Consider the following 13,910-nt stretch of genomic DNA (forward strand, 5'->3'; position numbering starts at 1 on the left):
CAGTAAGTTGTTCTAACTGTAAGTCTTTACCTACTAGAGGCAATGTAAACTCGAGCAATAGAAAAAGCAGCCGATTAACGAATAATCGACTGCTCCTGCATGGTTACTTTACTTCAACATATTCAAGTACTTCTCTGCTTCTTTAAACTCAGGTGAATCCTTCATCTGTTCATAAAGAGCTTCGAACTGTTCCGGGTCAAAATGACCGTTATCGATTTGACTGATGTATTCGTCGATCTGCTGATTCGCCTCGTCAGAGCTCGCTGCAAGCTTTTCTTGAAGACTCTTCAGCTTTGCTGGCGGCTCTGTCTGAACTAGCTTGTTCAGCTCTTGCTTTACAGTGATCAATTGTTGCTTGATCTCCTGCTCTGCCGCCGATTTGTCCTCCGACTTCGTTGCACCCTGACTTCCCTTCGCTTGCTCAATCAATGCAGGCAGCTTCTTATTAACCTCATTAACCTTCGAAGCGGTTTCCTTCGTTTGTTTGGCAAAGTGAACGGTCTCGATTATGGTGTCTTTATAATAGAGAAATGCTCCTCCAAGGATGACAACAAGCACACTCACAACGATTGCCAGTTTTCGTAGCATGCGGTATCCTCCCTCCAATGCTTCATTAAAGTTCGGTCACCGAAGTATCTAATTTATCAAAATAATACTTCCGATAGTTGTTGATATGGCCGAAATAGTAGCGTGAAACTCGTAATATGCGCTTCAGGTTCAAATCCTTGCTGTACCACAACGACTTGAGCACTTTATTCTGCCGATAGAGCGCGTTAATCTCCGATGATAGTGCCGGCTCTGTTACATATTTGCGAAGAACAGCTCTCGGCACGTTCGTCCAGAGCGCTGTTTGGTCACTGTAGACGGTAGCCTCATTCTTGCCGTAAACGACGTTATCAATCAATGCTTCAATCATATTTAACCCAGCAGCCCTAACAAAGAAACTGCTTCTGCCAAGGCGCGGGTTAATTTCGAACAGCATATATTTGCCTGTTCGACTGTCATATTTCATATCAATATTGGAGAAGCCGATATAACCGATCTCTTCGAGGAACTTCTTGATTTTCTCATAAATCGCTTTATCCGAACGGCTAATGATCGCAGCGTAGTTGCCAAGTGTCTTCGGCGTATACTCCTCAAGGACTGGCTGGCCGAGACACATCATGCGCGCTTTGCCGTTATCATCGGAGTAGCTGTTAATGACTCGCATCGAGCTGTCCCCACCTGGAATAAACTCCTGAATGATCAGCTTTCCTTTGTAATCAGATGTATTCATGCTTCTAACCATCGCCATGTATTCTTCCTTCTTATTAAAGAAGAACACCTTCTTCTTCCCTTCGAATTCACAATGCAAATACTCATATGCATTACTGTTCTCCGGCTTGACGACGATCGGAAATTTGAACTCCATCTGCTCCAAAGCTCTCTCGCGTTCATTCGGCTCGCTTACAATCGTCTTCGGATAATCCATGCCATGTTTTTCACAAAGTTTGTAGAACTTGTCCTTCGTATCTAGCGTATCGAGCAATGACTCGGATATAAAATGATTCGCGATCAGCCCTTTGAACGTGCTGTAATGGCGCGACAGCATACCAGCGTAGTAATCCGAGCAAGGAATCACGACTAATTTGCGGTTTGGAGCCGCATGCTTCACCAATATCTTAAGCAATGCGCCTGGGAATACACTCTCACTGTCGAAGCGGTCAATTTGTACCAGGTCGAACAACGAACTATTCATCGTCGGAATTAATAAGCGGCTGCACAGCAGCAGCGGCTTGATCTGGTATCGCTCATGAATCAGCCTCACATTGCCGTACGCATTCTCATCGCTTCCAAGTATAATCGGTAAAAAATCGTAACTTTTCATCGTAATCTCCTTGTTCATTATGGAATCAGAGCTCTAATGAAGGATAAGCTTGAATCCACTTGATCCTCACTCAAACCATGCAGAATGAGTGGCCCTGTAAAATGCTGTACCGAGAGCAGCTGCAAATAATGATGATAATCGACCATGCCGGCTCCAGCAGCAACAAACTCCGCATGTCCATCCATAATGATATCCTTCGCATGTGCAATGACGATATGTTCGCCTAGTAAGTCGAATGCTTCTGACAAAATATCATTCTGCGAACGGCCACTCTCAGGATTATACAAATTCGCGGCATCCATTACAATCTTGACGTTAGGCGATTGAAGTTCATCCAGTAGAAGCTTAGCTCTCTTCGCATCATACACGACATTGGCGAGCTCCGGCTCGACACCCAGTACAATGTTATATTGCTCCGCAATTACTACTGCTGCCGCTATCGTATGCATCATATCCGCCCATGTTTTTTTACTCCGATTATCCGGATGCAGCTTCCACATATTGTCTCGATCTCGACTCCCTGTGCAGAGCGTAATCGTTGATGTTCCGAGTGTGCTGCAAGCTTGTGCCAGTACATGCAGACGGTCTATTCCCGCCTCGCGAATGCTTGCATCGGGATGAGCCATGTTGAACGTACCAGATAGTGCGGACATCTCTATCTGATTGTGCTGACAAGCACTTCTGATCGAATGTGCGAAATCTGGATCAATATGGTCTGGCATCGGAGGAAGTCCGGCACAGGACATATTAAATTGTGTCGTCATGATTCCGTATCCACGGATAGCTTGAAATACTTCTTCGACCGAGCTCCGGCTAAAGGTTTTCGCGAATATTCCGATTTCCATTACACACCGCCAGTTACTTCGGATAGGCTGACTTTACCGCCGCCGATTTCCGCTGATCTTGCCAATGCGACCATCGCCCTCATATTTTGCACGCCATCATGAATCGAAGCGCCGATCATGGGAGCACCGCTCAGAATCGTATCCGCGAAACCTTCTAACTGGAGCTTGTAGAAATGCGCGTCTGCACCAAGCGGCTTGCGGTATAACCCGTCTCTGGCCGAGAACACTTCTACGTCGCTTGACTTAAACAGCCAAGGATTATAGGTCTTTGCAATTACGCTGCCGTGCTCCCCGTACACTTGAAAGCCCTCATGCCAATCCATTCTCACCGCGACGGTGAGATCTAGCTGTCCTACCGTGCCATTCGTATAGGCAATGGTGCAAAGCCAACTATGCGCACCGAATCGTTCTGTATGCCAAGCATGTACACTCTCGATTTCCCCGCCGAGCAATCTCGCCGTATCCACGAGGTGACTTCCATGCGTCATCATATAATAGCGCTGTTTGTCCAGCTTCGGATTCCCCTCTGGTTTCTTGGCTGCGCCACTCGACATCATGACTGGCATTACGTTCTCTGTAACCGTGTATCGGTAAGTTGAATCGCAATACCAAGCTTTCAGTGCCAGCATTTCACCCATTTCTTCCTGGATAAAGTTCTTCGCGTAGGCGATGCCGGGGTCGAACCGCTTCATGTTGCCTACCTGGAACGTCAGGTTTGAGCGCGTCACAATTACCTCGAGCTCTTCGCATTCCTCTATAGTCACGCCAAGCGGTTTCTCTACGAGAACATGTTTGCCAGCGAGCACGGCCTTCTTCGCCATTGGCACATGGAATTGGTCTGCAATCCCGATGATCACCGCTTCCACCTCTGGATCGGCAAGCATCTCATCGTAATTGGTGTAGGTACGCTTCGGGTTATATTTCTGTTCCATCTTCTCTACTAAATCATGAGCGACGTCGCAAATGGCAATAAGCTCTACATTGTTCGCTCTTGCGCAAGCTTCCAGATGGGCAGCTTGAGAAATGACACCACAGCCGAGCACTCCGACTTTTAACTTGTTAGGTTTCTCCATCTATGAATCTCCTCATTTCCTATTGTTTGATATTACAATAGCATCACACCTCGCTAAAAGAAAGAAGCCCGCGATCGCCCGCGGACTTCTTCTTCATTAATCATCTATACCTTTACCGTTCATAATATGCTCTCTGTACTTCTCGACCCTTGCGGTGCGAGTCTTGGATTGCTTCGGCTGTGAGAAATGCAGCAGGTAACCTCTTTGCCTGCCTGGCGTCAATGCTTCAAAGGCTGTTTTCAAGGCAGGGCTCTCGTCAAGCTTCACTTGAAACTCTTCAGCAATTGCAAATTCGGTAGCCTTCTTGAGAGGCACTTCCTTACCGGATTTCTCAATCTCAATCGCTTCATATAAGTAAGCTCTAATGGTGAGCTCCATATCGATAATTTCTTGCAAGCTGGTGAACCGAAGCTGGCGTGCCGCCTGCACATTCTCCGTCTGCTGGATCATAATGCCATGCGGATCCTTCAACAAAGCCCCTTTATGAAACAGCAGCGCACAATATTCTTTGAATCCGTGAATGAGCACGACGTTCTTATCATTCAACGTATAGCAAGGATGCATCCATTTGAAATCCTCGGTAAGCTCGCTATCCAGGACGATTTCCCTCAGCTTCTCGAACTCTTCCTTCCACTTGCTAGCCATGCTGATGAACGTATCCACTGTTGCATTTTTGACTGGATTGGCCACTCCTGTACACTCCTTTCTACGTGAATATGTGATGATTGTGTTTGTGTTTATGTTTTTGTTTATGATTAGGATTTCAAATATTTTCCCGTAATCGAGCGCTCTGCATTCGCAATATCCGTAGGTGTACCTTCGAACACGACCTGACCGCCCTTGCTGCCTCCGTCCGGTCCCATGTCGATAAGCCAATCGGCTTGGCTAATGACTTCGAGATTGTGTTCGATAACAATGACGGTATTGCCTGCATCCACGAGACGGTTCATAATTTCCAATAGATGCCCAATATCCGACATATGCAGGCCAGTCGTAGGCTCGTCCATGACGTAAATACTGCCCTTTTTATGCAGCTCGCTTGCGAGCTTGATGCGCTGGCATTCCCCGCCCGACAGCGTGCTCATCGGCTGCCCCAGAGTAATGTAGGTCAGTCCAACATCACTCAGCGCCTGAAGCTTGCGCACAACTTCTTTCAGCTCGAAAAATTCGAGTGCCTGCTCAACCGTCATTTCGAGCACATCGGCAATGGACTTGCCGTTTAGCTTGTACACGAGTACCTCTTCCTTAAATCTTCTGCCTCCGCACACTTCACATGGCAGATCAACGCTGTCCAGGAATGACAGGTCAATGGAGATAACGCCTTGCCCGCCACAGTTCTCGCAAGCTCCCTTGGAGTTGAAGCTGAACAAGCCTTGATTGACTTTATTCGCCGAAGCAAAAGCTTTCCGAACATCATCCATGATGCCCGTGTAAGTTGCCGGATTCGAACGTGATGATACACCAATCGCCGACTGGTCAATGACGATTGCGTCCGAATGATTGCTTAGGAATACATCGTTAATGAGCGTGCTTTTGCCAGATCCAGCAACACCGGTAACAACTGTGAGCACACTCGTTGGGATATCAACACTGACGTTATTCAGGTTGTGCAGAGTGGCATTGTTGATTGACAGCTTGCCGCTTGGCTTCCTGGTCTCTTGCTTCAGCTCGAGCGGGCGTTTCATATGGTTGCCAGTCAATGTGCCTGATTCCAGCAAGCTCTGGTAGCTTCCTTCAAACACAATATTACCACCACGGCTGCCGGCTAGTGGACCGACATCGACAATATGATCCGCCACTTTAATGACATCTGGATCATGCTCGACGACAATGACCGTATTGCCTTTATCGCGCAGCTTCTGCAGCAATTCATTCAGACGATGGACATCACGAGGATGAAGACCAACGCTTGGCTCATCAAAAATATAGGTGACATCGACCAGACTGCCGCTCAGATGCTTAACCATCTTGACACGCTGCGACTCTCCTCCGGACAACGTATCAGTCTCGCGGTCAAGCGTTAAGTAATCAAGTCCGATATCGACAAGATGCTGCAGCCTATCAGTTAATGCCTTGATGATAGACGCAGCGACAGGACTGTCAATCTCCCGCACGACTCGGATGAGCTGACCGACTTCCATAGCGGCCAAATCGGCAATATTATACCCATTGATCTTGCTGCCAAGCGTAGCTTGACTGAGTCTTGCTCCATGACAGCTCGAGCAGACGCCTTCGATAATATAAGGCATAACGGCCTTCTGAGTACGCTCAGACATCGTTTTTATATCACGTCTAATGTACTTGTTTGTGAATTTCTCGATACAGCCTTCAACGGTCACATTCATCGCCTTACTCATGAATTGGACTTCTACTTTCTTAGCTTTGCCATGTAGCAGCTCTTCAAGCTCTGCATCCGAGAAATCGCTAAGCTTCTTATCAGGATCGAATGCCCCTGATTCAATTAGAATAGATAGATCAAAGCTGCTCGACTTGTAGTCAGGAAGCAGAATCGCTCCTTCTTTCAACGACTTGGACATATCAATCGCTTTTCTCATGTCCACGACTAGACTGCGGCCGAGCCCGTTACACTCCGGACACATGCCTTGCGGATCGTTGAAGGAGAACATATTCGCGGGTCCAACTTGAGGCTGACCCGCTCGGGAGAAGAGTAAACGAAGAATAGGAGAAATATCGGTTATCGTGCCCATCGTCGAATGTGAACCGCCGCCGAGCCGCTTCTGATCCACAATGACCGCCATGCTCAGGTTCTCTATTGCGTCTGCGTCCGGCTGCGGAACACGCGGTAAGAAGTTACGCACGAACATACTGAAGTTCTCATTCAGCAGCCGAGTAGATTCCGATGCGATCGTATCGAAGACGATTGATGACTTGCCTGAACCGGATACCCCTGTGAAGATCGTGATTTTCCGCTTCGGAATGCGCAAGGACACGTCCTTGAGATTATTCTCTCTTGCGCCTGATATGACGATATACTCCTGATTCGAATCGGTCATGATAACATCCTTCCGCCTATGTATTCAATAATATTCCTCTTCATATTGTACAGAAACAAGAGGAATTTGTCAGACTGTATAAACAGACATAACCGGCTGCGTGTATGCAGCCGGTCTAATTCTAGTCTGTCATTACTGTGCCAGCAGCTTCTCCAGCTCGCCGCCCATATTCGTCCAACCATATTTCGCGCCACCCAGCGCTTGCGGATTGGAAATTCCCGTTTGTTCGAGGTGAAGATTGACTTTGCCATCTCCCAAATCCTGCAGGGTCCAAACAACGGTATGTTTCTCCGCTCCAGTGCCCCACGTATAAGACAGCTTGCTTGGTTCGTCTACGATTAGCACTTCTCCTTCAACGATACCATCCCAATATTCGGTCGGTTTCTGGCGGAACTGGAACTGATAGCCGACTTCTGGCTTGAAGTTGTTCTCCATCACCCATTTAGCAAGCTTGTTAGGATCCGTAATAGCAGTCCACAGCTTCTCGATCGTTGTTGTATATTGAAAATCCAAATTCAAAGTTAAACTCATAATTCTTCTTCCTCCTCTAATAACAGCTGGTTTAAACGCAGCATATTGGTACTCCAGAATTTGCTATAGAATGCTACCCAATCTTGAATTTCTTGTAGAGGAGCCGCATTTAATTTAAATCGCGTTTCTCGACCGACTTTCCGGTCCATGATCAGTCCAGCTTCTTTCAATATAGTCAAATGCTTCGATACCGCTGTTCGGCCCATCTCGAATTGTGAAGTTAGCTCATGAAGCGGCAGCTCCTCAGCCTCTGATAACAGTTGTATGAGCCTTCGCCTCGTTGGATCTGCAATCGCGTCAAATACATCCCGCAACTGATCGTTATCGCTCACAACACCCTCTCCTACGTTTTCAGTTGACCTTTATTGGACACCATTTGGTGACATTTTTATTGTATGACACCGTTTGGTGTCCTGTCAATTCTGTTTTATTATGCCCCGATACCATGAGAAAAAAGCCCGCGATATGAATCGCGGACTGGTTGTCCTAGAATCGCTAGCCGTTGTGCTTTACTTCATCTCCGACAATCGCGTCGCAGCGCTTCAACGCCCATTCGAGCATCTCCGTGTCGCCTGCCGACGCGCTTTGGAAGATCAAATAAAGTCCAATACGGAGCTGGTAGCAACGCAGCTCTTCTGTCCGCCCGGTTAGCTCGCGATGCTGCTCCTCGATAAATTGCGCCTGTACTTCCATACAGTCGAGCCAAGTACGCCAGAAGAAGATGTTCGCGACATCGTAGAGTGGATCGCCGAACAGCGCTTCGCTCCAATCGATCACACCTGTAATCCGAGCTCCATACGTCAGCACGTTGTTCGAGCCGAAATCGCCATGGACGAGCTTACGAATCTCGGGGCAACGCGGCGCGAAAGCTTCGAGAGCTTTAAAGTAAGGCGCGAGCCTGTTAGAATCGACAACTCCCTCGCTCAGAGCATCCCAATTATACCGAGTTGAGTCCGTGATGCTCATAATAAAGTCGTGCCAACTCGCAAATCGACCGACTCCATGCTCGTCGAATGGGCCAAACCCCGTTGTCCCATCACAATTAGCATTCGCCATCACTTCCATTACCTGCATGACAGACCTGACCACATATGGCAACTCCGAAGACGGCAGATCCTGCAAAGTAACACCTTGCGCGCGCCTAGAAACGCAGTATGTATATTCAACATCGAGTGCACCGATATGGATGATTTCCGGGATTAGTAAGTCGGATGAAGCAAACTGACGAGAACAGAATGCATCCTTGTAAAAGTCATTTGCAGAACGATTGACGCGAATAATACATTCATTCTCGCCAATTGAGACTGCGAAAGCTTGTGACTCCTCTCCTTCGGATACAGGCTCCCATTTAGAAAGCTCGCAATTTAATTTTCGTGAAACAGTGGTCATGATAGCTTGCGGGGAAAACTGCGGCTTCATTCGAACACAACCTTTTCGTCAATTAGCAATCTATTTCCTCATTTCGAGCTAAGTAATGCTGTCCCGATTTCATTCCGGCGAATGTGTGACTTGTCTAACGGCTTGCTCAAGAACAGCATTTCGTTCCAACAGCCCTTTAAATTTCCCGTTAAACGAAGTTATCGCAATGAACTCTTCTGGCGAGTCCAGTATTCTCTGAAACTGTGCGTTGTCTAGCTTTATCTCCTTGACTTTGGTTGATTGAATGACGGATACATGAAGGTCTTCCTCAAGAAGCTCCTCTAACAATACACCGTTGATCCATTCTGCATGTTCATAGGTACGGTTCGCCGAAGTTAAACTAATCCATTCTGATCTTGCATCAAGCTCAATTTGTTTAATGTCGTTAATTTGAACCTCATTCAAAAAATCACGAAGAACAGACACAAACGGTTCACCATTACCGAGTTCCCCACGATTGGAGGTGACCAGCTGAAGGCGACCATGCTTCTTTACTACCGCACAATAAGCTTCAGCGAACGCAGCTTCAAACCATGGATATCGTTTCGCGAGCGCAAAACGGATGGTGGCAGGTTTGGCCCAGCCAGCATATCGTTTGCGATTATCGTTATTCGATTCAAGGAATACAAAGGCTTTCATATTCTTCTGATGCGCAAACATGATCGACATAATAAACAGACGCGAGGTAAGCCAGTTCTTACCACTTCCCAAATGGATAACTGTATAATCTGCGCTGCCTTCCGATAACAATAGATCTCTAATATCGATCGCTTCACTGGACTTCTGCATAATTTCCATCATATTGATTAAATCTAGTTGACTAACCGATAAGGTCGGTGTGAAGGCTTTTGTCTCGGATAATTCAAGCGATACCCCTGCAAAATCGATCCTCTTCACGCGTTTCAACAACACGTTCAGCAAATCCGGCAAGTGTTTGCGAGAGATTAAGAGTAAGACGCAAATGACAACCGGCCACATCACAGCAGATACAAGTGTGGCAATATCCAGATTGACAGTCACAAGGAACACCTGCTCTCCGTAAGAATCCTTCACATGTTCATGCGAAATCCCTTACAACTATATGCAGGCATTCAATAACCAATCTCCAAATTACGCATTTCGCTAACCTTCAGCTCCATCCTGCTTGTATTCCAAAATATCTCCAGGCTGACATTCGAGCGCTTTACAAATCGCCTCTAATGTGGAGATGCGAATCGCTTTCGCCTTCCCATTCTTCAAGATAGAAAGATTGGCCATCGTGATGCCCACTCTCTCCGATAGCTCAGTCACGCTCATTTTCCGTCTTGCCAGCATGACATCAATATGGATGATTATCGCCATGTCTTCACCTCAGACCGTAAGATCGTTTTCTGATTTAATATCGATCGCCTTTTTTAATAGCTTTTGAAGAACTGCGGCAAAGACAGCGATGACCATGGAGGCAAAAATAATGACCAGTCCAATCACAGCAAGACCTGGCGCGTCATCTTTATCCGCCAACATAAAAAAGAACGGAAACCCTGCGACATATAAGAGACTGATCGTGAGTGCGCAGTACTTAATCCGCTTCAGCGCCTGCACGGAGAGGTCCGAGAAAGCCTCCTTCTTGTCAATATAACCAAGAAGCCGCAGCGACTGATATAAGGCATAGAAGAATGGTACTACCGAACAATACATCACAATGAAGATGGGATAGAGTAAATGAGCCGGATAATCATCTGATACTTCATGCGCGATTATAGGCAGCAATATGCAGACCATAGCAAGCACCACGATACCAATCAGACAAACTGTAATTTTTAAGAAGAGTGTTGTTCCTCGCTCCACTTGTGTGCACCTCACTTCGTTATTGTCAGCAACAATGTAACACGATATTTATTGTTTTACAATAAATTATGTTTGAGTTGCAGTAAAATTCAATTGTTATTAAGCAGTTCCCTCTAATAAAAAAGAATCCGCGGAAGCCGCGGATTCAGACGAACTTAAGTTTGAGCTTGTTCAATCATTCGATTAACCTCTTCGCTTCCGCTCAACTGGCTTGGCACCGGCGCGCCGGCTCTTACGAGCTGCTCTGCAACGCCTAAATAATCCCCAGCTGGAGAGCGGAAATGAACGGAGCCCCACATGCAGCTGCCAAGTGCGTCACCGCCGAATCCGTGGGTTATCTGAGGAGATGCACCGTGCGCGAGAAGGAGGCGCACGATCTCGGCATTCCCCCGCATCGCCGCGTTATGGAGTGCTGTGAAATCCGCCGCACTGCGACGTGCATCGGCATGGAACCCGGCTTGCAACATGACACGAACAGCATCCATATCGTTGCTCGAAGCAGCATCGGTAATCGTGCTGAGATCATGTGTCGAAAGCGACTGAACCAGGCCTGGCTCTTGCGATAACAGAGCTTGAACCTCAGATTGATCACCAGTCAAGCACGCATACAGCAACCGATGCGCTGGAGGACGATGCTCCAGAATTAATTCTGCAATTTCAGTACACTTATGGCGCGCAGCGAGCTGCAGTGGTGTCACATCGCCGCCGATCTTGTACAAGTAGATATGTCCGCCTTCGGAATCTCCTGATGTGAAGCGGCCTTGTCCTACACGAGCGTCTAGACAATCGGGCTCCGTGAGCAATATGTTGCGGACTAGCTCCGGATCTCCGAGCTGGATCGCCATATAAATATCCGCAGACGCACCACGTTCGATGAGATATTTGCATTTCTCAACATCATCAATTGCCCACTGTGATGGTGAACTATAATGGTCGATATCGCGCAAGTCAATCTCGGCTCCATGTTCAAGCAGGAAATCAATAATCGCTGTGTCAGTGGCAAAGTGAAGCGGAGCTTGTCCATCCGGACCTCGCTCATTAACGGCAGCGGGATTCTTCTCCACCATATCTTGCAGAGTCGTAAGCAACCCCAGTGCGGCGGCTGCATGGATATCAACGGGAGCTCCCCGCTCAATTAGATAGTGGGATAGCTCATGATGATTATGGTGCAGAACGCCGAATCCTCCCGCCCACCAAGTACTCTTGGCATTAAGATCAGCTCCGTTCTCAAGGAGCAGGTCTACCATCTCTTGATTTCCACTAGCTGCTGCTTGGACAATTGCGGGTGTATCGAATGAAAACCAAGACTCGTTAATTCGCTCAGCCAGGAACGGATTATCGAGTAAGCTCTTGCTAGCCTCTGCCACATTATTATTCATAACGGCTTGTTTGAATTGTTCAATCGCATGCTGCTCACTCATTACCCGCGCACCTCCGATTGGTATGCTAACTCCTCTAGTTTACCTGTTTATTTCTGCCAGATCTATACCCTAATCCTCACTGATGTTGCTTTGCAGAAATGGTGATACTTTCGTGAACAACTGGCATTCTACGAACGGGCTACGGTAAAATAATAGCATTCCTATTCTGCAAGGAGGTTCATAACGACATGCTGCGCAACCCGCATAACAGATTCCGTCTCATTGGGACATTGGAAGGCATTTCATTCCTGCTTTTACTATGCATCGCAATGCCGCTCAAATATTTTGCTGATATACCTGGCCCCGTCACCATCGTGGGGATGATTCACGGTGCGTTATTCAGCCTCTATATCCTTACTGCTATATCGATGCTTTTCTCGGCTAGCTGGCGGATTCCAAGGCTTCTCGGAGCAATTATTTGTGCATTCCTGCCATTCGGTCCGTTCGTATTCGAACGTCGTCTTCGCGCAAGCCGATAATCCCTTCCAAAAGCAATAGGCTGCCGATACGATACCGAGCAGCCTTACTTCATCCAGAAAACATACGATTTCTTTACACTTCACTCGTCTCCACGATAATCGAAGTTATGCTTTCTGCTTTAAAAGTCCACTCATTCAACGGCAAACCGCTGTATACACATGCGAGGTTCTCATCCTCTGAAGTAACACAGATTGCAGCATGCTTGATGCTGGTATCCGAGCCAAACTGGAATTGTGATGTGATTGCTTCCTTGCTGTTATTGATAACAACCAGCGTCGCGCGATGACCACCCAGATCCGTGTAAGCAACAACTTTGAGCTCTGCATGAGCAGAATCAGCCTCGACCCGAATATCGCCTGGACGAATGAATCTGCTAAAATTGCCGAACGCCCACAATCGCTTCGTTTCTTGGAACGTTCCTTCCGACTCATCAACGTAGACGAGTCCATCTCGGAAGTCATAACGAGATACCGCGATCCAATATTGCCAAGAGGTAACCTGTCCAATCGCTAGATCTTCTTGAATTAAGTTCGCCATATGGAGTGCCGAAGACATGCCGAAGTCCTTGCCGCCTTCCATTTCGGTCCATTCGGACATCCAGATAGGCAACTCAGGCTGTTCCTTCTGAATCAAGGTCGCAAACTCTTCTTTAAAGACAATGTTGGATACGTGCGGGACATAGGAGTGCACCGCGATATTGTCAATATACTTCATAAGCTCCTTGTCTTCAGCCAGCTTGTAGTAATACATTCTGGCACTCGACCATTCCCCTGCTTCAATAGCAGAAATTCGGACAGGCAGCCCTTGCTCCTTGAGACGCCTTGCGAGTGCACGATAAACAGCTACGCATTCCTCCGGCTGATAGTGGCAGCCTTCTTGCCCATTCTGCGCGTTCCACAGCCACATCGGCTCATTGATCGGGGAAATCCAATCAATTGGCAATCCTTCGTCGTCGATGAGATGTTTAACGACATCAACTAAATAAGTGGCGAAAGCATCCTCCATACCTTCCTTGAAGTTGGATCTTCCTTCCTGATGCCCGGAGGTCATACCGGATTGCGTCATTCTTGGTGTAGCACTGTTCGCGAATGCGACGATTCGTTCAGCACCGCTTGCAACCGCCTGCTTCATAACAGCCACAGCCTGCGCATCTCGGCTCCAGTCATACTCCCCTTCCGACACTTCATACGTTTCTGCACGGCGCCATGGATCTTCAATCTCTTGACCATCTCCTGCACCGATGTTGTGTCGATAGATGGTAAGGCCAATACCCGTTTGCGGATTAAACAGCAGCTCGAGAAATCGTGATAGTTCGTTCGGCTGCCAGCTTCCCGTATGCTGTGCCCACCAAGCGCCTGATGCGCCGAATCCCTCCATCTGCTGCTTCTTGTTCGCCAGATTAACTTCAATTCGATTCAGCTCATTCATACGCT

At 47.5% G+C, this 13,910-nt stretch carries 15 protein-coding genes; 1 reads left to right on the forward strand and 14 read right to left on the reverse strand.

From position 1 onward, the window contains the following. Positions 1 to 108 precede the first annotated feature (108 nt). The 13 genes from BMY11_RS14735 to BMY11_RS14795 form a co-directional block, all read right to left on the reverse strand. On the reverse strand, positions 109 to 588 hold the full coding sequence (locus BMY11_RS14735; protein ID WP_090577349.1) for a DUF6376 family protein: 480 nt from the start codon (positions 586 to 588) through the stop codon (positions 109 to 111). 25 nt (positions 589 to 613) lie between these two features. Beyond that, positions 614 to 1,867 (reverse strand): carboxylate--amine ligase, encoded by a 1,254-nt coding sequence (locus BMY11_RS14740; RefSeq protein WP_177182654.1) that lies wholly within the window; start codon positions 1,865 to 1,867, stop codon positions 614 to 616. A gap of 17 nt (positions 1,868 to 1,884) precedes the next feature. Further along, a complete protein-coding gene (locus BMY11_RS14745; RefSeq protein ID WP_090577355.1) occupies positions 1,885 to 2,712 on the reverse strand; it encodes a sugar phosphate isomerase/epimerase family protein in 828 nt (275 codons plus the stop codon). Continuing rightward, positions 2,712 to 3,785, reverse strand: a complete 1,074-nt coding sequence (locus BMY11_RS14750; protein ID WP_090577358.1) for a Gfo/Idh/MocA family protein — start codon at positions 3,783 to 3,785, stop codon at positions 2,712 to 2,714. The genes BMY11_RS14745 and BMY11_RS14750 overlap by 1 nt, the downstream gene beginning before the upstream one ends. Before the next feature lie 96 nt (positions 3,786 to 3,881). After that, positions 3,882 to 4,430, reverse strand: coding sequence for a YdeI/OmpD-associated family protein (locus BMY11_RS14755; protein ID WP_090577849.1), 549 nt, complete (start codon positions 4,428 to 4,430; stop codon positions 3,882 to 3,884). A 110-nt stretch (positions 4,431 to 4,540) separates the two neighbouring features. Beyond that, positions 4,541 to 6,799 (reverse strand): ATP-binding cassette domain-containing protein, encoded by a 2,259-nt coding sequence (locus BMY11_RS14760; protein WP_090577361.1) that lies wholly within the window; start codon positions 6,797 to 6,799, stop codon positions 4,541 to 4,543. 132 nt (positions 6,800 to 6,931) lie between these two features. Beyond that, positions 6,932 to 7,330 carry an SRPBCC family protein gene (locus BMY11_RS14765; protein ID WP_090577364.1) on the reverse strand — a complete coding sequence of 133 codons (399 nt, stop codon included), beginning with the start codon at positions 7,328 to 7,330 and terminating at the stop codon, positions 6,932 to 6,934. Beyond that, the gene (locus tag BMY11_RS14770) at positions 7,327 to 7,662 is read right to left on the reverse strand and encodes an ArsR/SmtB family transcription factor (protein WP_090577366.1); all 336 of its coding nucleotides are present in this window, start codon (positions 7,660 to 7,662) and stop codon (positions 7,327 to 7,329) included. The genes BMY11_RS14765 and BMY11_RS14770 overlap by 4 nt, the downstream gene beginning before the upstream one ends. 163 nt (positions 7,663 to 7,825) lie before the next feature. Beyond that, positions 7,826 to 8,749: a phosphotransferase family protein gene (locus BMY11_RS14775; protein ID WP_218150186.1), complete on the reverse strand. Its 924-nt coding sequence runs from the start codon at positions 8,747 to 8,749 to the stop codon at positions 7,826 to 7,828. Positions 8,750 to 8,818: 69 nt separating this feature from the next. Next, a complete protein-coding gene (locus BMY11_RS14780; RefSeq protein ID WP_143069274.1) occupies positions 8,819 to 9,769 on the reverse strand; it encodes a hypothetical protein in 951 nt (316 codons plus the stop codon). 102 nt (positions 9,770 to 9,871) lie between these two features. After that, the gene (locus BMY11_RS14785; protein WP_090577372.1) at positions 9,872 to 10,090 is read right to left on the reverse strand and encodes a helix-turn-helix domain-containing protein; all 219 of its coding nucleotides are present in this window, start codon (positions 10,088 to 10,090) and stop codon (positions 9,872 to 9,874) included. A gap of 9 nt (positions 10,091 to 10,099) precedes the next feature. Then, positions 10,100 to 10,576 carry a DUF2975 domain-containing protein gene (locus tag BMY11_RS14790; RefSeq protein WP_090577375.1) on the reverse strand — a complete coding sequence of 159 codons (477 nt, stop codon included), beginning with the start codon at positions 10,574 to 10,576 and terminating at the stop codon, positions 10,100 to 10,102. A 155-nt stretch (positions 10,577 to 10,731) separates the two neighbouring features. Then, positions 10,732 to 11,997, reverse strand: a complete 1,266-nt coding sequence (locus BMY11_RS14795) for an ankyrin repeat domain-containing protein (RefSeq protein ID WP_090577378.1) — start codon at positions 11,995 to 11,997, stop codon at positions 10,732 to 10,734. 188 nt (positions 11,998 to 12,185) lie between these two features. Here BMY11_RS14795 and BMY11_RS14800 point away from each other — a divergent pair, with 188 nt between their 5' ends. After that, positions 12,186 to 12,476, forward strand: coding sequence for a DUF3817 domain-containing protein (locus tag BMY11_RS14800; protein WP_090577380.1), 291 nt, complete (start codon positions 12,186 to 12,188; stop codon positions 12,474 to 12,476). Between the two features lie 73 nt (positions 12,477 to 12,549). Here BMY11_RS14800 and BMY11_RS14805 read toward each other — a convergent pair whose 3' ends face one another. Next, the gene (locus BMY11_RS14805; RefSeq protein ID WP_090577383.1) at positions 12,550 to 13,905 is read right to left on the reverse strand and encodes a glycoside hydrolase family 30 protein; all 1,356 of its coding nucleotides are present in this window, start codon (positions 13,903 to 13,905) and stop codon (positions 12,550 to 12,552) included. Between the last annotated feature and the right edge of the window lie 5 nt (positions 13,906 to 13,910).

Origin of the sequence: Paenibacillus sp. OV219 (assembly GCF_900110075.1) — a bacterium.
In the GTDB taxonomy this organism is placed as follows: Bacteria; Bacillota; Bacilli; order Paenibacillales; family Paenibacillaceae; genus Paenibacillus_Z.

Coding starts and splice junctions, on each gene's coding strand:
- BMY11_RS14735 (WP_090577349.1), bottom strand. CDS start 588: ATGCTACGAAAACTGGCAATCGTTGTGAGTGTGCTTGTTGTCATCCTT.
- BMY11_RS14740 (WP_177182654.1), bottom strand. CDS start 1,867: ATGAAAAGTTACGATTTTTTACCGATTATACTTGGAAGCGATGAGAAT.
- BMY11_RS14745 (WP_090577355.1), bottom strand. CDS start 2,712: ATGGAAATCGGAATATTCGCGAAAACCTTTAGCCGGAGCTCGGTCGAA.
- BMY11_RS14750 (WP_090577358.1), bottom strand. CDS start 3,785: ATGGAGAAACCTAACAAGTTAAAAGTCGGAGTGCTCGGCTGTGGTGTC.
- BMY11_RS14755 (WP_090577849.1), bottom strand. CDS start 4,430: ATGGCTAGCAAGTGGAAGGAAGAGTTCGAGAAGCTGAGGGAAATCGTC.
- BMY11_RS14760 (WP_090577361.1), bottom strand. CDS start 6,799: ATGACCGATTCGAATCAGGAGTATATCGTCATATCAGGCGCAAGAGAG.
- BMY11_RS14765 (WP_090577364.1), bottom strand. CDS start 7,330: ATGAGTTTAACTTTGAATTTGGATTTTCAATATACAACAACGATCGAG.
- BMY11_RS14775 (WP_218150186.1), bottom strand. CDS start 8,749: ATGAAGCCGCAGTTTTCCCCGCAAGCTATCATGACCACTGTTTCACGA.
- BMY11_RS14785 (WP_090577372.1), bottom strand. CDS start 10,090: ATGGCGATAATCATCCATATTGATGTCATGCTGGCAAGACGGAAAATG.
- BMY11_RS14795 (WP_090577378.1), bottom strand. CDS start 11,997: ATGAGTGAGCAGCATGCGATTGAACAATTCAAACAAGCCGTTATGAAT.
- BMY11_RS14800 (WP_090577380.1), top strand. CDS start 12,186: ATGCTGCGCAACCCGCATAACAGATTCCGTCTCATTGGGACATTGGAA.
- BMY11_RS14805 (WP_090577383.1), bottom strand. CDS start 13,905: ATGAATGAGCTGAATCGAATTGAAGTTAATCTGGCGAACAAGAAGCAG.